18 protein-coding genes are annotated in these 20,459 nt (G+C 42.3%); 3 read left to right on the top strand and 15 right to left on the bottom strand.

Annotated features, from left to right (window positions below; all coding sequences use genetic code 11):
- Nucleotides 1-3: 3 nt before the first annotated feature.
- The 9 genes from glnS to sdhC all read right to left on the bottom strand — a co-directional run bounded on the left by glnS (nt 4) and on the right by sdhC (nt 11,822).
- Nucleotides 4-1,671, bottom strand: a complete 1,668-nt coding sequence (gene glnS / locus C2M30_RS08640) for a glutamine--tRNA ligase (protein ID WP_105171349.1) — start codon at nt 1,669-1,671, stop codon at nt 4-6.
- A 338-nt stretch (nt 1,672-2,009) separates the two neighbouring features.
- Entirely contained in the window at nt 2,010-2,882 is an 873-nt protein-coding gene (gene sucD / locus C2M30_RS08635; RefSeq protein ID WP_010560048.1) for a succinate--CoA ligase subunit alpha, read from the bottom strand.
- Nucleotides 2,882-4,048, bottom strand: coding sequence for an ADP-forming succinate--CoA ligase subunit beta (sucC, locus tag C2M30_RS08630; RefSeq protein WP_010560047.1), 1,167 nt, complete (start codon nt 4,046-4,048; stop codon nt 2,882-2,884). The genes sucD and sucC overlap by 1 nt, the downstream gene beginning before the upstream one ends.
- Nucleotides 4,049-4,214: 166 nt before the next feature.
- Nucleotides 4,215-5,696 carry a 2-oxoglutarate dehydrogenase complex dihydrolipoyllysine-residue succinyltransferase gene (gene odhB, locus C2M30_RS08625; protein WP_105171348.1) on the bottom strand — a complete coding sequence of 494 codons (1,482 nt, stop codon included), beginning with the start codon at nt 5,694-5,696 and terminating at the stop codon, nt 4,215-4,217.
- A gap of 10 nt (nt 5,697-5,706) precedes the next feature.
- Nucleotides 5,707-8,520 (bottom strand): 2-oxoglutarate dehydrogenase E1 component, encoded by a 2,814-nt coding sequence (locus tag C2M30_RS08620; protein WP_105171347.1) that lies wholly within the window; start codon nt 8,518-8,520, stop codon nt 5,707-5,709.
- A 91-nt stretch (nt 8,521-8,611) separates the two neighbouring features.
- Nucleotides 8,612-9,322 carry a succinate dehydrogenase iron-sulfur subunit gene (locus C2M30_RS08615; protein WP_010560044.1) on the bottom strand — a complete coding sequence of 237 codons (711 nt, stop codon included), beginning with the start codon at nt 9,320-9,322 and terminating at the stop codon, nt 8,612-8,614.
- 11 nt (nt 9,323-9,333) lie between these two features.
- The gene (sdhA, locus tag C2M30_RS08610) at nt 9,334-11,106 is read right to left on the bottom strand and encodes a succinate dehydrogenase flavoprotein subunit (protein WP_010560043.1); all 1,773 of its coding nucleotides are present in this window, start codon (nt 11,104-11,106) and stop codon (nt 9,334-9,336) included.
- On the bottom strand, nt 11,107-11,454 hold the full coding sequence (gene sdhD, locus C2M30_RS08605) for a succinate dehydrogenase, hydrophobic membrane anchor protein (RefSeq protein ID WP_010560042.1): 348 nt from the start codon (nt 11,452-11,454) through the stop codon (nt 11,107-11,109).
- Complete coding sequence (sdhC, locus tag C2M30_RS08600; RefSeq protein ID WP_138632531.1) at nt 11,448-11,822, bottom strand: succinate dehydrogenase, cytochrome b556 subunit; 375 nt, start codon at nt 11,820-11,822, stop codon at nt 11,448-11,450. Before sdhC ends, sdhD begins: the two co-directional genes overlap by 7 nt.
- 389 nt (nt 11,823-12,211) lie before the next feature.
- On the opposite strand from sdhC, the gene C2M30_RS08595 reads away from it, so the two are divergent.
- From C2M30_RS08595 to C2M30_RS08585, 3 genes are all read left to right on the top strand, one after another.
- Nucleotides 12,212-13,498, top strand: a complete 1,287-nt coding sequence (locus tag C2M30_RS08595) for a citrate synthase (protein WP_010560040.1) — start codon at nt 12,212-12,214, stop codon at nt 13,496-13,498.
- Between the two features lie 118 nt (nt 13,499-13,616).
- On the top strand, nt 13,617-14,819 hold the full coding sequence (locus tag C2M30_RS08590) for an aminotransferase class V-fold PLP-dependent enzyme (protein WP_105171346.1): 1,203 nt from the start codon (nt 13,617-13,619) through the stop codon (nt 14,817-14,819).
- A 2-nt stretch (nt 14,820-14,821) separates the two neighbouring features.
- Entirely contained in the window at nt 14,822-15,238 is a 417-nt protein-coding gene (locus C2M30_RS08585) for a SufE family protein (protein ID WP_105171345.1), read from the top strand.
- 68 nt (nt 15,239-15,306) lie between these two features.
- Here C2M30_RS08585 and tcdA read toward each other — a convergent pair whose 3' ends face one another.
- From tcdA to msbA, 6 genes are read right to left on the bottom strand one after another with little or no spacing between them, the layout of a single operon-like run.
- On the bottom strand, nt 15,307-16,104 hold the full coding sequence (gene tcdA / locus C2M30_RS08580; protein ID WP_105171344.1) for a tRNA cyclic N6-threonylcarbamoyladenosine(37) synthase TcdA: 798 nt from the start codon (nt 16,102-16,104) through the stop codon (nt 15,307-15,309).
- 13 nt (nt 16,105-16,117) lie between these two features.
- Nucleotides 16,118-16,786 carry a pseudouridine synthase gene (locus tag C2M30_RS08575; RefSeq protein ID WP_105171343.1) on the bottom strand — a complete coding sequence of 223 codons (669 nt, stop codon included), beginning with the start codon at nt 16,784-16,786 and terminating at the stop codon, nt 16,118-16,120.
- Nucleotides 16,787-16,790: 4 nt separating this feature from the next.
- Nucleotides 16,791-17,546 (bottom strand): 3-deoxy-manno-octulosonate cytidylyltransferase, encoded by a 756-nt coding sequence (kdsB, locus tag C2M30_RS08570; protein ID WP_105171342.1) that lies wholly within the window; start codon nt 17,544-17,546, stop codon nt 16,791-16,793.
- The gene (locus C2M30_RS08565) at nt 17,534-17,731 is read right to left on the bottom strand and encodes a Trm112 family protein (RefSeq protein WP_010560034.1); all 198 of its coding nucleotides are present in this window, start codon (nt 17,729-17,731) and stop codon (nt 17,534-17,536) included. The genes kdsB and C2M30_RS08565 overlap by 13 nt, the downstream gene beginning before the upstream one ends.
- A complete protein-coding gene (gene lpxK, locus C2M30_RS08560; RefSeq protein WP_105171341.1) occupies nt 17,721-18,692 on the bottom strand; it encodes a tetraacyldisaccharide 4'-kinase in 972 nt (323 codons plus the stop codon). Before lpxK ends, C2M30_RS08565 begins: the two co-directional genes overlap by 11 nt.
- The gene (msbA, locus tag C2M30_RS08555; RefSeq protein WP_105171340.1) at nt 18,692-20,425 is read right to left on the bottom strand and encodes a lipid A export permease/ATP-binding protein MsbA; all 1,734 of its coding nucleotides are present in this window, start codon (nt 20,423-20,425) and stop codon (nt 18,692-18,694) included. The genes lpxK and msbA overlap by 1 nt, the downstream gene beginning before the upstream one ends.
- Nucleotides 20,426-20,459: the final 34 nt, after the last annotated feature.

Genomic DNA, 20,459 nt, shown 5'->3' with positions numbered 1-20,459 from the left:
AAATTAGGCTTTGTTTTCTTCTTTCGCCCAAGAATCACGTAAGCCAACAGTACGGTTAAATACTAACCCTTCTGCTTTACTATCTCGACAGAAATAGCCTGTACGTTCAAACTGGTAACCTACTTCAGCTTCTGCATTGGCAAGTGCTGGCTCAACAACCGCAGAAGTTAAACGTACTAACGATTCTGGATTTAATACTGTTGCAAAGTCTTCTTCTGCTGCCGGGTTAGGCACAGTAAATAAACGGTCGTATAAACGTACTTCTGCTGGAACACCGTGGCTTGCACTTACCCAGTGTATAACGCCTTTTACTTTACGACCATCACTTGGATTTTTACCCAGTGTTTCATCGTCGTAACTACAGTAAATAGTAGTAATGTTACCTGCATCGTCTTGGTCAACACGTTCTGCTTTAATAACATACGCACCACGTAAACGCACTTCTTTACCAAGTACTAAACGCTTATATTTCTTGTTCGCCTCAAGGCGGAAATCTTCACGCTCAATAAATACTTCACGCGTGAAAGGAACGATACGTGTGCCCATTTCTTCGATGTTTGGATGATTTTGAACAGTCAGCTCTTCCACTTTATCTTCTGGGAAATTCTCGATAACTACTTTAATCGGATCAAGTACTGCCATTGCACGCGGTGCATTTTCGTTTAGGTCATCACGGATACACGCTTCTAACATGCCCATTTCTACCATATTATCTTGTTTTGTAACGCCAATACGCTTACAGAATTCGCGTACAGAAGCTGGTGTATAACCACGACGCTTTAAACCCGCAATTGTTGGCATACGCGGGTCATCCCAACCTTCTACGTGCTTTTCTTCAACTAATGCATTTAACTTACGCTTACTCATTAGTGTGTATTCAAGATTTAAACGCGAAAACTCAATTTGTTGTGGATGACATTCAAGTGAAATGTTATCTAACACCCAATCGTATAGACGACGGTTATCTTGGAACTCAAGCGTACAAAGCGAGTGCGTAATACCTTCTAACGCATCTGAAATACAGTGTGTGAAATCGTACATTGGGTAGATGCACCACTTATCACCTGTTTGGTGGTGATGTGCAAAGCGAATACGATAAATAATTGGATCGCGTAGCACCATAAATGAGCTCGCCATATCAATTTTTGCACGAAGAACACATTCGCCTTCTTTAAACTCACCATTCTTCATTTTTTCGAAAAGCGCTAAGTTTTCTTCCACACTGGTATCACGGTAAGGGCTGTTTTTACCTGCTTCTGTTAAAGTACCACGGTATTCGCGCGCTTCATCTGGTGATAAGAAACATACGTACGCTAAGCCTTTTTCAATTAGCTCTACCGCGTATCCGTATAACTCGTCAAAGTAGTTTGACGAATAACAAATATCGCCATCCCAGTTAAAACCAAGCCATTTAACATCTTGTTGAATTGAGTTTACGTAATCGATGTCTTCTTTTTCTGGGTTTGTATCATCAAAACGTAAGTTACATAGGCCTTTATAGTCTTGTGCAATACCAAAGTTTAGGCAGATAGACTTTGCGTGACCAATATGTAAAAAACCATTCGGCTCTGGTGGAAAACGTGTATGTGTTGCTTCATGTTTTCCTGATGCTAAATCTTTATCAATTAAATTAGTGATAAAGTTTGTTGCTCGATTTTCTGCTTCCGCCATTGCGAAATTTTCCTATATTCATTAAATAAATTAACGGCCTAATTATTACAAATAAAAACCGTATCGCCTAGGTGCAAACTAACCAAGGACTAAAAAAATGTGAAATAAAAAACTTATTTCGAATCTGTTAAGTATGTAACCAAATAACACGCTAATTTAGCGCATTGAATCCAATAACTAACCCGTTAAAGACTAATTCCATATGCGAGTAATAAATATACTTTCAACGCATTTTTTATGAGTTGATATAACTTGGGGTGATGATCATTAATTTCAAGATGTGAAATTGAGACGATAAAAAAGGCTGCAGATGCAGCCTTTTTCAATTGATAGGTAGATTACCAGCCAGTTTTTTCAGCTAGTGCTTTACCGATATCAGCTAGTGAACGAACAGTTTTAACGCCTGCTGCTTCTAGCGCTGCGAATTTCTCGTCAGCTGTACCTTTACCGCCAGCGATAATCGCACCAGCGTGACCCATACGCTTACCTGGAGGAGCAGTAACACCAGCGATGTAAGAAACTACCGGCTTAGTTACATTAGCTTTAATGTATTCAGCAGCTTCTTCTTCAGCTGTACCACCGATCTCACCAATCATTACGATCGCTTCAGTTTGTGGATCTTTTTCGAACATTTCTAGAACGTCGATGAAGTTAGTACCTGGGATTGGGTCACCACCGATACCAACACATGTTGATTGACCGAAACCAGCATCAGTTGTTTGCTTAACAGCTTCGTAAGTAAGTGTACCAGAACGTGATACGATACCTACTTTACCTGGCTTGTGGATGTGACCAGGCATGATACCAATTTTAGTTTCACCCGGAGTGATAACACCTGGGCAGTTTGGACCAATCATGCGAACGCCAGTTTCGTCAAGCTTAACTTTAACGTCAACCATGTCTAGCGTTGGAATACCTTCAGTGATACAAACGATTAGCTCGATACCTGCATCGATAGCTTCAAGGATTGCATCTTTACAGAAAGGTGCTGGAACGTAGATTACAGATGCAGTTGCACCAGTAGATTCTACTGCTTCACGTACTGTGTTAAATACAGGAAGACCTAGGTGAGTTTGACCACCTTTACCTGGAGAAACACCACCAACCATTTGTGTACCGTACTCAAGCGCTTGCTCTGAGTGGAAAGTACCTTGGCCGCCAGTGAAACCCTGACAGATTACTTTAGTATCTTTGTTAATTAATACAGACATTATTTGCCCTCCGCAGCAGCAACAACTTTCTCAGCAGCGTCAGTTAGTGACTCAGCTGCGATGATGTCTAGGCCAGAGTTAGCAAGAACGTCACGACCAAGATCAGCGTTAGTACCTTCTAAACGTACAACTACAGGTACATTTACACCAACTTCTTTAACTGCACCAATGATACCTTCTGCGATCATGTCACAACGTACGATACCACCGAAGATGTTAACTAGTACTGCTTTAACATTGTCATCAGATAAGATGATCTTGAATGCTTCAGCTACACGCTCTTTAGTCGCGCCGCCACCTACGTCTAGGAAGTTAGCTGGCTTGCCGCCGTGTAGGTTTACGATGTCCATCGTACCCATTGCAAGGCCTGCACCGTTAACCATACAACCAACGTTACCGTCTAGTGCTACGTAGTTCAGTTCCCACTGAGCTGCGTGTGCTTCACGCTCGTCTTCTTGTGACGGATCGTGCATTTCACGGATTTTAGGCTGACGGTATAAAGCGTTACCATCTACACCGATTTTACCGTCTAGACAGTGAAGGTTACCTTCGTCAGTGATTACTAATGGGTTGATTTCTAATAGTGCGAAATCGTGGTCGTTGAACATGTTAGCAAGACCCATGAAGATCTTAACAAACTGCTTCATTTGCGTAGGGTTTAAACCTAGTTTGAAGCCTAGTTCACGTGCCTGGTAAGCTTGAGGACCTACTAATGGATCAATCTCAGCTTTGTGAATTAGTTCTGGTGTTTCTTCAGCAACTTGTTCGATTTCAACGCCACCTTCAGTAGATGCCATGAAAACAACTTTACGAGAAGCACGGTCTACTACAGCGCCAAGGTATAATTCGTTAGCGATATCTGTGCAGCTTTCAACAAGGATTTTAGCTACTGGCTGACCATTTTCGTCAGTTTGGTAAGTAACTAAGTTTTTACCTAACCAGTTTTGTGCAAATTCTTTGATTTCTTCTTTGCTGTCAGCAAGCTTTACACCGCCCGCTTTACCACGTCCACCTGCGTGAACCTGACATTTAACAACCCACTTGTCACCGCCAATTTTATCAGCAGCTTCTGCAGCTTCCTGAGGAGTGTCACATGCATAACCCTCAGAAACTGGTAAACCATAGTCGGCAAATAATTTCTTTGCCTGATACTCATGCAAATTCATGATGCTTTTCCAATTGTATTACGTAAAGGGTTGAACCGTTGTTCAACCATCCCAAATTGCGCACCTAGTATAGTCGCACCAATCAGGTATGAAAACCCCAGTACGACCAAAGGCGCAAAAAAAAAGCTGCGAATCACTCCACAGCTTATTTTTTAATCCAAATCTATTATACGTCTAATAATAAACGCGTTGGATCTTCTAGTAGTTCCTTAATTGTAACCAAGAAACCAACTGATTCTTTACCATCGATTTGACGGTGGTCATACGATAGTGCTAGATACATCATAGGTAAAATTTCAACTTTACCATTTACCGCCATTGGACGATCTTGGATTTTGTGCATACCAAGAATAGATGATTGCGGTAAGTTGATGATTGGCGTTGAAAGTAGTGAACCAAACACACCGCCGTTAGTAATCGTGAAGTTACCACCTGTCATGTCATCAACAGTAAGTTTACCGTCACGACCTTTAAGTGCTAGTTCACGAATACCTTTTTCAATCTCAGCAACTGACAGCTTGTCACAGTCACGAAGTACTGGAGTTACTAGACCGCGCGGCGTAGAAACTGCAATGCTGATATCGAAGTAGTTGTGATAAACAATGTCATCACCGTCGATAGACGCGTTTACTTCAGGGAAACGCTTAAGCGCTTCAGTAACTGCTTTCACATAGAAAGACATGAAACCTAAACGGATGCCGTGACGCTCTTCAAATACATCTTTGTATTGCTTACGAAGATCCATGATTGGTTTCATGTTTACTTCGTTAAACGTTGTAAGCATTGCTGTTGAATTCTTAGCTTCTAGAAGACGGTTTGCAATTGTCTTACGAAGACGTGTCATAGGAACACGCTTTTGCGTACGCTCACCAAGTGCAACAGCTGGTGCTGCCGCCGCAGGTGCTGCTGATTTAGCTGCTGGTGCTTTTAAGAACGCGTCTACGTCTTCTTTAGTGATACGACCGCCTTTACCGGAACCTTTTATTTGTGAAGCATCAAGGCCTTTTTCTGCAATTAGACGACGAACAGAAGGCGTTAATACGTCTGAATTTTCGTCAGATGCTGCTGGTGCTTCAGCTGTTGCAGCTTGCGCTGCCGCCGCAGGTGCTGCACCTGCAACTAGTTTACCGATTACTTGTTCGCCAAGTACTGTGTCGCCTTCTGAGTGAATGTGATCACCCATTACACCATCTTCTGGCGCTACAACTTCAAGAACAACTTTGTCAGTTTCGATGTCTACTAGGTTTTGGTCACGGCTTACCGCTTCACCTGGTTGAACATGCCATGTTGCAATCGTAGCGTCTGCTACTGATTCTGGAAGTACAGGAACTTTAATATCCACTTCTTTACCTTCTGCTGCTGGCGCCGCTGCTGGCGCTGCTGTTGTTTCTGCTGGCGCAGCTGCTGCATCTGCCGCACCTAATAGTGCAATCACTTGTTCACCAAGTACCGTTGCACCTTCCGTTTGAGAAATTTCAGTAACTACACCATCTTCAGGTGCAACTACTTCTAACACTACTTTATCTGTTTCAATATCAACAAGGTTTTGATCGCGGCTAACTGTATCACCAACGTTCACGTGCCAAGTTGCAACTGTTGCATCTGCAACAGATTCAGGAAGAACAGGAACCTTAATTTCGGTTGTCATCTCTTATTCCTTATTTTTTAATTGTTAGAGCGTCGGCGATCAACGCAGTTTGTTCTTTAGTATGGGTAGACATATAGCCACATGCTGGCGAAGCTGATGCCTTACGGCCTGCATAGCTTAGGTTAGCACCTTGTGGAATTGCTTCCCAGAAATGGTGTTGCGAGCAATACCAAGCACCTTGGTTTTGCGGCTCTTCTTGACACCATACGAAATCTTTAACATGTTGGTAGCGCTGCATAATTGTTTCCATTTCCGCATGTGGGAATGGGTACAATTGCTCAACACGTACAATAGCAACATTGTTTAGCTCTTGTTCACGACGCTGTTGCAGTAGCTCGTAGTAAACCTTACCACTACAGAACACAACACGCTCAACTTTGCTTGCATCAATATCATCGATTTCATCAATCATATTGTTGAATACACCCGTTGAAAGCTCTTCAAGGCTTGAAACAGCAAGTGGGTGACGCAGTAATGATTTAGGTGTCATAACAATCAATGGACGACGAAGTGGTCTAACTGATTGACGACGGATCATTGCGTAAACCTGAGCTGGCGTTGACGGCACACATACTTGCATATTGTGGTCAGCACATAGCTGTAAGAAGCGCTCTAAACGTGCAGAGCTGTGCTCTGGACCTTGGCCTTCATAACCATGCGGTAGCAATATAGTTAAGCCACATAAACGGCCCCATTTTTGCTCACCAGAACTTAAGAATTGGTCAAATACAACCTGTGCGCCATTGGCAAAGTCACCGAACTGCGCTTCCCAACATACAAGTGATGTTGGTTCTGCTGTTGCATAACCGTATTCAAACGCAAGAACTGCTTCTTCAGATAATACCGAATCGTACACTTCAAACGCGCCTTGTTCAGGGCGAATATTTTGTAGCGGCAAATAGGTAGATGCGTCTGCTTGGTTGTGCACTACTGCGTGACGGTGGAAGAACGTACCACGACCAGAATCCTGACCGGTAATACGAATATCTGTACCTTCGTCTACTAATGATGCATAAGCAAGTGTCTCAGCCATACCCCAATCTAGCGGCTTTTCGCCCGCAGCCATCGCTTTACGATCATCGTAAATTTTCTTAACGCGAGACTGTGCTTTGTGGTTTTCAGGGTAATTAGCAACTGATTCACCCAATGCTTTCAGCTTATCAAGCGGCAGCGCTGGATCGTATGCCACATCCCAATCGTGACCAACAAACTTAGACCAATCTGATGAGTGTTTTGTGTCTGGTTGAATTTCATCAACAACACACACACCATTGTCTAAACCGTTACGATAGTTATCAGCAAGCGCTTTTGCTTCATCAGCACTTAATACGCCTTGAGACACAAGCGTATCAGCGTAAATCTGACGCGGCACAGGGTGCTTTTTGATTTTCTGATACATTAACGGCTGGGTCGCATTTGGCTCATCCGCTTCGTTGTGACCATGACGACGGTAACAAACTAAGTCAATTACTACGTCACGCTTAAACTTGTTACGGAAATCAAGCGCAAGTTGCGTTACGAAAGCAACTGCTTCTGGGTCGTCTGAATTTACGTGGAAAATTGGTGCCTGCACCATTTTCGCAATATCTGTACAGTATTCAGTCGAGCGAACGTCTTCTTGCTTAGACGTTGTGAAACCAACTTGGTTGTTTACAACGATACGAATCGAACCGCCAACACTGAATGCACGTGTTTGTGATAGGTTGAATGTTTCTTGAACCACACCTTGGCCAGCAATTGCCGAGTCACCGTGAATCGTGATAGGTAGTGCTTTTGAGCCATTCGTACAGCCTAAACGGTCTAAACGTGCACGTACTGAACCCATTACCACTGGATTAACGATTTCTAAATGCGACGGGTTAAACGCAAGTGCCATGTGCACGTTGCCGCCCGTAGTTGCGAAATCAGATGAGTAACCCATGTGGTATTTAACGTCACCAGAACCTGCTAATTCGCCATATTTACCAGCGAATTCATCGAACAGAACCTGTGGGTTTTTACCAAGTACGTTAACTAAAACGTTTAAACGACCACGGTGTGCCATACCAATAACGGCTTCTTCCTGACCACTTTCCCCTGCTCTGTGAATAAGTTCTTTAAGCATAGGTACTAACGCATCACCACCTTCTAGTGAGAAACGTTTTGCACCTGGGAATTTAGCGCCTAGATATTTTTCAAGACCATCAGCAGCCGTAAGGCCTTTTAAGATGCGTAACTTAGTTTCGTTGCTAAATTGAGGCTGGGCAAAGTTAGATTCTAAACGCTGTTGTAACCAACGTTTTTCTTCTGTAGACGTGATATGCATATATTCAGCGCCAATCGAACCACAGTAGGTTTTCTTAAGTGCTGCATATAAGTCTTTTAGTTTCATAGTGTCACTGCCACAAGCAAATGACCCTACATTGAATTCTTTATCTAGGTCAGAATCCGTTAAATCGTGGTGTTCAAGTGTTAAATCACGTACTTTTTCACGCTGCCACAAACCTAATGGGTCAAGGTTTGCATTTTGGTGACCACGGAAACGGTATGCATTAATTAATTGCAGAACCCTAACCTGTTTTGCATCAGATGCGCCACCTGCTGCAACGACTACTTCTTTATGCTTGTTTTTCGCAAGCTCGGCAAATTGTGCTCTTATGTCGGAATGTTTTACATCGACATCTACACCTTCTACTTTCGGTAGTGCATCAAACACTTCACGCCATTCGTCAGAAACTGAACTCGCGTCATCTAAGTACGCTTCATACAGCTCTTCTACGTATGCGACATTACCACCGTTAAAGTGAGAAGACTCTAGCCATGCCTTCATTACACCTTCGTGCATTTATAAGCCCTTTTTACTAGCGCAGAATACTAAGTTTTAGTTAAACGGCGATAACAAAGTTATCGCCGCGGTGTTTTGTGTTACTGCCGTTTTATACCGAACGGTTTAGTAACATAGACTTAATGTGACCAATTGCCTTAGTTGGATTAAGGCCCTTAGGACACACGTTGACACAGTTCATAATACCGTGACAACGGAATACGCTGAATGCATCGTCTAAATCTGCTAAACGTTCTTCTGTCGCCGTGTCACGGCTATCAGCTAAGAAACGGTAAGCGTGTAGCAATCCAGCAGGACCAATGAACTTGTCAGGGTTCCACCAGAATGATGGGCATGAAGTTGAACAACATGCACATAAGATACACTCATATAAACCATCAAGCTTGTCACGTTCTTCAATTGATTGAAGACGCTCTTCACCGCCTGTTGGCTTATCGTTGATTAAGAATGGCTTAACTTTCTCGTATTGTGAATAGAATTGAGACATATCAATTACTAAATCACGAACAACTGGTAAGCCTGGTAATGGACGAATAACGATTTTACCCTTACCTAGTGCAGATAATGGAGTAATACACGCTAAACCGTTTTTACCATTCATGTTTACACCGTCAGAACCACATACACCTTCACGGCATGAACGACGGAAAGAAAGTGTTGGATCTTGCTCTTTTAATTGTAAAAGTGCATCCAATACCATCATATCGCGACCTTCTTCTACCTCAAGGGTATAGTCTTGCATACGCGGTGCGTTGTCTACATCTGGATTGTAACGATAGACAGAAAATTGTAATTGTGCCATTGACTTCGCTCCTAGTAAGTACGTGCTTTAGGTGGGAAGGCTTCACGTGTTTTAGGTGAGAAGTTCACCTCACGCTTAGACATTTCTTCCGTCACTGGGCTATAAACTGAGTGACATAACCAGTTTTCATCGTCACGCTCTGGGAAATCGAAGCGCGAATGTGCACCACGGCTTTCTGTACGGAAATTCGCAGCAACAGCTGTTGAGTACGCAGTTTCCATTAGGTTATCTAGCTCTAAACACTCAATACGTTGTGTGTTGAACTCAGATGACTTGTCGTCAAGACGTGCGTGCTGTAAACGTTCACGAATTTCTTTAAGCTCTGTAAGACCTGTTGCCATTGCATCACCTTCACGGAATACCGAGAAGTTAAGCTGCATGCATTTTTGTAGGTCTTTCTTGATCTGTACTGGGTCTTCACCTTGGCCTGGTTTAGAAGTTTCCCAACGATTGAAACGAGCCATCGCTGCTTCTAGATCAGATTCTGAGGCGTCTTTTGAAATTTCAGCATCTTTTAAGTATTGACCAAGGAAGTTACCCGCTGCACGACCGAATACAACAAGGTCAAGTAGTGAGTTACCACCTAAGCGGTTTGCACCGTGTACAGATACACATGCAATTTCACCTACTGCGAATAAACCTTCAACTAATTTCTCATTACCTGCACCATCTACGTTAATAACTTGACCATTAACGTTAGTTGGTACACCACCCATCATGTAGTGACATGTTGGGATTACTGGAATTGGCTCCTTTGCAGGGTCAACGTGTGCGAATGTCTTAGAAAGGTCACAAACACCTGGAAGACGTAGGTTTAGCATCTCAGCACCTAAGTGGTCTAACTTAAGTTTGATGTGCGTACCCCATGGGCCTTCACAACCACGGCCTTCACGGATTTCTGTCATCATTGCACGAGCAACAACGTCACGACCCGCTAAGTCTTTAGCGTTTGGTGCGTAACGTTCCATGAAGCGTTCGCCGTCTTTATTTAGAAGGTAACCACCTTCACCACGACAACCTTCAGTAACTAGTGTACCTGCACCTGCAATACCCGTTGGGTGGAACTGCCACATTTCCATGTCTTGCATTGAAATGCCAGCACGTGTTGCCATACCAACACCGTCACCTGTGTTAATGTGCGCGTTTGTTGTTGATGCGAAGATACGACCTGCACCACCTGTTGCTAAAACAACCGCTTTAGATTTGAAGTAAACTACTTCGCCGCTTTCGATATCGATAGCAGTACAACCAACAACGTCACCCTTGTCGTTTTTAACAAGGTCTAATGCGTACCATTCAGAGAACACATTTGTTTTGTTTTTAACGTTTTGTTGGTATAGGCAATGAAGAAGCGCGTGACCAGTACGGTCAGCTGCTGCTGCAGTACGTGCAGCTTGTTCACCACCAAAGTTTTTCGATTGACCACCGAAAGGACGTTGGTAAACACGGCCATTTTCAAAACGTGAAAATGGTAAACCCATGTTTTCTAATTCTGTAATTGCTTCAGGACCTGTTTTGGTCATGTATTCAATCGCGTCTTGGTCACCGATGTAATCAGAACCTTTTACCGTATCGTACATGTGCCATTCCCAGTTATCCTCGTGGGAATTACCTAAAGCAACTGTGATACCACCTTGTGCAGACACCGTATGAGAACGGGTTGGGAATACTTTAGAAATAAGTGCACAAGTTTTACCTGATTCACTGATAGCCAGTGCAGCACGCATACCCGCACCACCGGCACCAATTACTACAGCGTCAAATTCTCTTGTTGAAATAGCCACTTACACACTCCAAAGAACAAAGAAACCAACAGCTACATATGCAAAAGCCATCAGGTTTAGGAAAAAGCCTAGGATTGCGCGCAATTTAGCGTTCTTAACATAGTCAGTTAGAACTTGCCACAAACCAATACGGGTATGAACCATCATGCAAACTAGCGCAGCTAAGGTATACACTTTTACTGCTAAGTTAGAAAATAATCCCTGCCACGCTTCAAACGTTACAGTTGGAGTAGTAAGAAAATACCCTAAGATAAACAGAGCATATGACGCTAATACAAGTGCTGTTGCACGTAATGATACAAAATCTTGTACACCGTCGCGTTTTAGAGATGCTTGATTAACTACCATATCCATACTCCTGCTAACACGGCTAATACAACCCATAGTGCCATTACAAACTTAGCACTTGCGTTACCTGAACCTAATTCTTCAAAACGACCCATATCCATTAGAAGGTGACGTACACCTGCAACTAAGTGATATAGAAGCGCGATTACCGCACCCCATGCAATGAATTTGGCAATGAACCCGGTAAACAGGCTCTTGACGAATTCAAAACCTTGAGGAGAAGAAAGTGATTCAGACCATGCCCAAATTACAAAAGATAAAGCGAAGAACAACGCCACACCAGAAATACGGTGCAGAATTGAAGCTTTAGCAGTTGCTGGCATCGAGATAGTAGATAAATCTAGATTTACAGGTCTTTGCTTTTTCACTGTTACTTGCCCATTGACTCTAAGGAGTCCAACTATTGTTGTTATAACCCACCAAAATATTGGTGGAACCATCAAAGCGAAATTTGCCACACAGCGATGACGAGTCGCAGTATGAAAAAACAGCATTCGCTCCAGACGAAAGGCATTCACGTTTTAGAATGCCTACCACAGTATATAAGACCATATGGCCTATTACAATTCTTGTTTAATAAGAGGTGCTTGCGAAGTAGCCATTGGTATAATATTTATTCGATCGAAGAATAGTTATCATCAATTGATGCATTTAAATTGACTTTCTTCCCTATTTATAAGTTAGAATAGATAGAATTTGCTTAACATCCGTATCAAAAATAACAAACTGGTTTGTTATATTTAAAGGAGATAATTAGATGGCAGACAAAAAAGCCACGGTCCATATTGATGGGCTAGATCCTATCGAACTTCCTATTTACTCTGGCACAGCTGGTCAGGACGTTATCGACGTTCGTACCCTAGGCAGCCATGGTTACTTCACGTTCGACCCGGGTTTCATGTCTACTGGTTCATGTGAATCAGCTATCACGTACATTGACGGCGCTAAAGGTGTTTTACTACACCGTGGCTACGCAATTGACGATTTAGCTGAACAATCAAACTATATCGAACTATGTTACTTACTATTAAATGGTGAGTTACCAAATGCCGAGCAGTTAGCTGGTTTTGAAAACGAAATCACAACTAACACGATGCTTCACGAAAAAATTGGTGCTTTCTTCCAAGGTTTCCGTGTAGATTCACACCCAATGGCAATGCTATGTGGTGTTGTTGGTGCACTTTCTTCTTTCTACCACAAAGATTTAGACATCACAGATCCAGCTCAACGTCACCGTAGTGCTGTTCGTCTAATTGCTAAGTTACCAACAATTGCGGCGATGTGTTACAAGTACAACATCGGTCAGCCGTTCGTATACCCACGCAACGATTTAAGCTATGCAGAAAACTTCTTACACATGATGTTCTCTGTACCTGCTGAAAAATACGAAGTAAGCCCTGTTCTTGCAAAAGCAATGGACCGCATCTTCATGCTTCACGCGGATCACGAACAAAACGCGTCAACATCGACAGTACGTTTAGCTGGTTCATCAGGCGCTAACCCGTATGCATGTATCTCAGCTGGTATTGCATCACTTTGGGGCCCTGCGCACGGCGGTGCAAACGAAGCTTGTTTAACAATGCTAGAAGAAATCGGTTCAGTAGACCGTATCGATGAGTACGTTGCGAAAGCGAAAGATAAGAACGACCCGTTCCGTCTAATGGGCTTTGGTCACCGTGTTTACAAGAACTTCGACCCACGTGCAACAGTAATGCGTGAAACGTGTCACGAAGTACTTAAAGAGCTTAACATTGAAGATCCACTACTAGACGTAGCAATGCGTTTAGAGCAAATCGCATTAGAAGACCCATACTTCATCGAGAAGAAACTGTACCCTAACGTAGATTTCTACTCAGGTATTATTCTTAAAGCGATTGGTATTCCAACAAGCATGTTCACTGTAATCTTTGCAATGTCACGTACCGTTGGTTGGATCTCTCACTGGGATGAGATGTTATCTCAACCTGGTCAGAAGATCGGTCGTCCTCGTCAGTTATACACTGGTGAAACAAAGCGTGATTATAAAGACGTAACGTCTCGTTAATCCTCTTTGAGTTTAAAAAAGCCGCTACTTGCGGCTTTTTTAATGTCTAAATCCCGTCAATAATTGCGAAAATTAGTGTATTTCATTAAAATCGCCGCTCGCATTCTCAGGTGGCACTATGTTAGATAATCAAAAAATTCGTTCTCATTTTCCATTTTTTAAACACACTGAATTAGTTTATTTAGATAATGGTGCAACTACACAAAAACCTCAGAACGTGATTGATGCAATTACCGATTTTTATACATACCACAATGCCAATGTGCATCGAGGCGTCAGTGAGTTTGCGTCAAACACTACCGCTTTATATGAGCAAGCGCGCACAAAATTAGCACATTATTGTCAGGTAACAGCGGAACAAATTGTTTGGACCAAAGGCGCTACCGAAGCGATAAATCTGGTTGCCAGCTCGATTGATGCACATATCGAAAAAGATGATGTTATTATTATTTCGGGGCTTGAACACCACGCCAATATTGTGCCTTGGCAAACGCTGTGTAAACGCACAGGTGCAAAACTTCACATTCTACCAGTCGATGCAAATGGCGTACTAAATTTAGATGTTAGTTTAGCCATGATTAACACACTAAAGCCGAAACTGATGGCGATTAGTCACGCATCAAATACCTTAGGAAATATTTTACCAATACAAGACTTGCTTGATGCCGCACACGCCATTAACGCCATTACTTTGGTTGATGGTGCACAAGCGATGCAACATTTAAGGCCAAATATTAGTGCGCTAAGCTGCGATTTTTATGTGCTTTCTGCACACAAGATGTTCGGACCAACAGGCGTTGGCGCATTAATCGCTAAACCACACAGCCTATCTTTACTATCAACTTACCAAACTGGCGGCGAAATGATAGAACGCGTTAGCTTTAATGAAACAAGCTTTCGCCACGGTAACGCCCGTTTCGAAGCAGGCACGCCGAATATCGGTGGCGTGATTGGTTTTGCCGCTGCACTTGATTTTATGGGCTCAAGCGAGATGGCAACGCAACTAGCTGTTGAAAAAGAACTCTATCAATACACGCTAAACGCACTTAAACAGATTGATGGAATAAAAATTTACGGCGATTTAAACAATAATATCGGCACAATTAGTTTTAACTACAAAGATGAGCATAACCTAGACGTTGCAACCCTACTCGACCAAGCCGGCATTATTGTACGTTCAGGTAACCACTGTACTCAGCCATTGATAAATCTACTCGGTGTTGCGGGTACCATTCGTGTCAGTTTAAGTTGCTATAACAGCTTTGATGATATTGACCGCTTTATTGTTGCATTAAAACAAGCTATAGAATTACTAGATTAACTATGACAGAACAATATCAAAGATTAAAACAGCACTTTATCGCCAAAAAAGCATGGCAAGATAAGTACCGTGAAATTATGTTGCTTGGTAAACAGTTACCAAAATTACCAGCTGAACTCAAAGTTGACCACGCAAAAGTGAATGGCTGCGAAAGCAATGTTTGGCTTTATGTCGACTTTGACGAAAGCGAAAAGCATATCGTGGTGACAGCAGACTCTGATACACGCATCGTGAAAGGACTCATTTATATTATTTCTACACTGGTTAACGGCTTAACTGTGGATGAAGTTAAGCGCATAAATATTCAACATGAGTTCAATGAATTGGGGCTTTTACAGCACTTGAGTCCAAGTCGCGGTAACGGAATTTTAGCAATTGCCGATGCGATTACACAATTTGCAATACAAAGTGATGATTAAAACCAGCCTGCAAGATTATATTGTATACAGCTTTTATAACAAAGTTTCATAGGTAACAATCAAAGTAACTAACTTTGATTGTTACGCTCACATTTTTCTAAGTATTTTTTCACACTTTTTGCCGCTGCAAAAAACGCAAAACTACCTGTCACCATGGTTAACGAGCCAAAACCTGTTTGACAGTCCATATTCATATTGCCATCAGCACCGGCTTTCGCATGACACGCACTGCCGTCACTTGATGGGTACACCAATTGCTCTTCTGAATAAATACAATCCACACCAAATTTACGTTTTGGATTACTTGAAAAGTTGTATTGCTTACGCAGTAAATAGCGTACTTTCGCAAGCAACGGGTCTTGCTTGGTTTTAGCCACATCCCCTATTCTGATTTGGCTTGGATCGATTTGCCCGCCTGCGCCGCCTATTGTGATAATCGGTAATTTGTTGCGCTTACAATGGGCAATAAGTGCCGCTTTAACTTTTACTTGATCAATACAATCAATAACATAATCAAATTTTTCAATATGTTCTCTGATATTCTCAAGTGTTAAAAAATCATCGATAACTGACACATTACAATCAGGGTTTATCTCGTTAATTCGACTTGCCATGGCGTCAACTTTCGCCTCGCCAATAGTCGATGTCAACGCGTGGATTTGACGGTTAACGTTGGTAACGCAAATATCATCTAAATCAATTAAGGTAATGTTACCAAGGCCCGTACGCGCTAAACTTTCAGCGACCCAACTACCCACACCGCCAATGCCAACAACACAAAAATGGGCATTATTAAGCTGTTTTTGTTGTTCAATTCCGTAAAGTCGTGCAATGCCGCCAAAACGATTTTGATAAGACTCTGTCATGTAATTTTTAACCTTAATTAAATTCGTGCCAAGGCGTGTGCCATTGTTCGATAAGCTTTTTTGTTTCACCGTGCTCAAATAAGCCACCGCATGGCTTAACACTAAAATAATATGGTGTATTACCAAACGTGAATTTAATCGCATATGCATGCAAATGACCACGTTCGCTATGCTCACCGCCATAGCGTTCATCGCCTAAAATAGGCACCGATAGGCTTTTAAGCACAACCCGCAGCTGATGCGTTTTACCAGTAATTGGTTGCAGCAAATAAAGACGTAAACTGGGCTCAATTAATTGCGATTGAAACCGCGTTACAGAGGGGTTTTCCATGGTTTTTTGTAGTTTATAGCACCCACGGCGCGCCTTAACCAAGTCGCCTTTTACCCAACCCTGCTTTTTTGTAGGTTTACCTTGCGCAACGGCTAAATAGTATTTTTCCAGTGTGTTTTTGTGCTTTTGACTAAACAAATCACCAAATTCTGCAGCAGCTTGTTTGGTCCTCGCAACAATAACTAAGCCCGATGTCATTTTATCTAAGCGATGTACTGGATAGAGCTTTTCATTCACCTGCTTTTCAAACAGTACAAAAAACCCCTCTCCATCTTCGCTATGGAAGCTTACGTCATGGGGTTTATTCACCACATAAAATTCATCGCATGCGAATACTATTGGATAACTCATCAACTTACTTGCTTAAAAAAGCATTCACCTTAGCGAGATCTTCAGGCGTATCAACACCTGGCTGCGGCGCTTCGATTGCCGTTTGTACTTTTATCTTTTTGCCATGATATAACACACGTAGCTGCTCTAATGATTCGATTTGCTCAAGCGGTGATACCTCAAGAGTAATATATTCTTTAATAAAACTCGCACGATACGCATAAATACCAATATGGCGTTGATAGAAATCGCCAATTTCAGAAATTTCATCTTTGCCTAAAAAGCGGTTTCGATCATAAGGAATCGTTGCACGCGAAAAATACAATGCATTATTGTGATTATCAGCCACAACTTTTACCGCATTCGGGTTCAGGGCTTCTTCAATATCGTCGATTGCCACGCTTAACGTTGCCATAGGCGCCGAATCAGATGCTAACAAACTGGCTACTTGCGCGATGTTTTGCGGTGGAATTAACGGTTCATCACCTTGTACATTCACTACGATTGTGTCATCTGGTAAGTTAAGTTTTGTTACTACTTCAGCAAGGCGTTCTGTGCCCGACTCATGATCTTCACGAGTCATTAAAACTTCACCATCAAAGCGTTTAACAGCCGCTTCTATCTCAATATGATCCGTCGCGACAATTACCCGTTTTGCACCAGATACCAGCGATTTTTCATATACGTGCTGCACCATTGGCTTGCCTTGTATATCAGCCAGTGGTTTAGCCGGTAAGCGGCTCGACGCATAGCGCGCTGGAATAATGACTACGAATTCCACTTTTCAACCTCTTCAAGTGATAATTCGCGTGCCTCTTCTTCAAGCAATACCGGAATATCATCTCTTACTGGGTAAGCCAGTTTTGCTTGAGTGCTAATAAGCTCTAAATTCTCGCGGTCAAATTTAAGATGACCTTTTGTTACAGGGCAAGCAATGATTTCGAGTAGTTTTGTGTCAAATGCCATGATTATGGATCCCTTTTTCAATTAATAACTGGTCGAGTTTGTCGACCAGTTGTTTAGTCGGTTTAGCGGTAACTTTTAAATAATACCAATTTGCTTTCGCGAATGACTGGCATTTTACCGCATCTTTTTCAGTCATTAAGATTGCACCGTCTAGTGCGGCAAAGTCACTTTCACTGTATGTGTGATGATCTTTAAAAATAGTATGTCCGTGCACCAGAATATTCTGCTCATTTACACTTTGCTCAAAGCGGCTGGGATTACCTATTGCACTCACTAAGTGAACTGGGCTGTCTAAATTGGAAACTTTTTGCCCATCAATTATGCGATATACACCATCTACCGTTAGCTGGTACCCGTTATCCTCTACAGTGCCATTAGTAATGGTTAAATCAACATGCTTTAGTCTGCTTTTCGCTTCGCGAAGAGGACCTGCTGGCATAACAAAGCCATTGCCAAATTGACGTTTCCCATCAACAATGCAAAGCTCTATAGCGCGCGCCATTTGGTAATGTTGCAATCCATCATCAGCAATAATCACATCAGGGTTAATGTGCTTCTTTAAATAATCGATACTTAAATTTCGATTTGGGCACACTACAACAGGTGCGCCTGTGCGAACGGCTATCAACTTAGGTTCATCACCACAGACCTCTGGCGATATGCCATCTGTCACTAATAAAGGTTGGTTTTGAGTTTGACCACCATAGCCACGTGAAATAACCGCAACCGATAAACCTTTTTGCTTCAAATAATCGACAAGAAACAAGGTAAATGGTGTTTTGCCTGTGCCGCCTACCGAAATATTACCCACAACAATGACTTTTGGTGTGTCAGTCGCCAATTGTAATCTTCGCTTGCGATAGAAGCGATATAGCGTAATTAGGTAAAACAGCGCACTTAGCGGTAATAAAAGCCAAGTAATACCAAATTTTTGATACCAGCTTTTCTCAATCACATTCATTAGTCGTTAGCCTGCATTTTTTGCAGTGCTAAATAGGCACCTTGCTTTTCAATTAGCTCAGCATGCGAACCCGACTCGATTATTTGCCCTTTATCCAATACATAAATGACATCAGAGTTTTCAATCGTTGATAAGCGGTGCGCTATAACGATCGACGTGCGCCCTTTCATTAAATCGTTTAACGCATGTTGAATTAATTTTTCGGACTCAGTATCGAGTGCTGACGTGGCTTCATCCAAAATCAAAATTGGCGCGTTTTTAAGCAATGCTCGCGCGATAGCAATGCGTTGACGCTGTCCACCAGAAAGCATTACGCCATCTTCACCGACAATGGTTTGTAAGCCTTCTGGTAAGTCTTTTACAAATTCCCAAACGTGCGATTGCTCAACAATTGTTTGCAGTTTTTCAGAGGTGATATCACCTTTAAAGCCGTAAGTGATATTGTTCTCGATAGTATCGTTGAATAACACAACTTGTTGCGACACGATGGCAAATTGTTCGCGTAACCAAGTTAAATCAAAGGTATTAACCGATAGCCCGTCGAGTTTGATATCGCCATTAGTATAGGTATCGTAAAAACGTGGCAACAAGTTAGAGAGTGTTGATTTGCCTGAGCCTGAACGGCCAACTAAGGCTACTGATTGCCCAGGTTTAATATCCATGGTTAGTTCGTTTAAAATATTGCGCTCGGTATTTGGGTAGGCAAACGACAAACTCTCGATTGTGATATGGCCCTGACATTTTTCCAGCGTTTTTGAGCCGGTGTCTTTTTCATTTTCCAAATCTAAGATATCAAAAATACTTTTTGCCGCGGCAATACCACGCTGCAGTTCAACATTCACATTTGATAACTGTTTTAACGGGCGTAGCATCATCATCATTGCGGTTAATAAGCTAACGAATGCACCTGTAGAGATAGGCTCAACAAGTTTAAAGCCAATTGCGGCCAACACCATGGCGATGGCAGATGCAGCAATAATTTGAATACTGGCAACGCTCAGCGCTTTCGTCGCATCCATTTTTACGCGTTGTTGGCGATTACGGTTATTCACATCAGCAAAACGCTGCTGTTCAATCTCTTGACCACCAAATGAATGAATTACTTTATGTCCTTTTACCATTTGTTCTGAGGCACGTGTTACGCCCCCCATGGCATCTTGAATACGTTTTGCAATAACGCGAAAGCGTTTAGACACGATTGATACAATGCCTGCAACAATGGGCACGACTAAAATAAATAACAATGATAATTGCCAACTGGCAATCAACATATTGATCACTAAGAAAACAACAAACGCCCCTTCTCGCACTATGGTGATCAAGGCTTTTGTTATCGCTGTTTGTACTTGTTCTGCATCAAAGGTAATTTTTGAAATTAACTCACCGGTTGAATGCTGATCGTGAAATGACACCGGTAAATGAAGTAATTTAGCAAACAATTCTTTGCGAATTGCCATCACCACGTGTGAGCCCACATTGGCTAAGCAGTAACTTGAAACGAAATTAAACACACCGCGAAATAGCACCAATAAAATCACCACAACCGGTGCCCACTTCATCACCTCTTGATTTTTCGCCGTCAAACCTTGTTCAATAAACGGATCCATTAAATAAACAAATAATCCGTCCATTGCGGCATAGCCTAACATACCAATAATGGCGAATGTGGCTGCGAGTTTATGCGGTTTGACGTAGGTTAATAAACGCTTGTAGTAATCAGATGAGGTTGTCATGGTGCTAACTTGAATTTATTTGCGCCTATTGTAT

Source organism: Pseudoalteromonas sp. T1lg24 (genome assembly GCF_002964745.1).
GTDB lineage: Bacteria > Pseudomonadota > Gammaproteobacteria > Enterobacterales > Alteromonadaceae > Pseudoalteromonas > Pseudoalteromonas spongiae.
The sequence above is the reverse complement of the archived record's forward strand: the minus strand, read 5'-3'. Positions and strand labels throughout refer to the sequence as shown.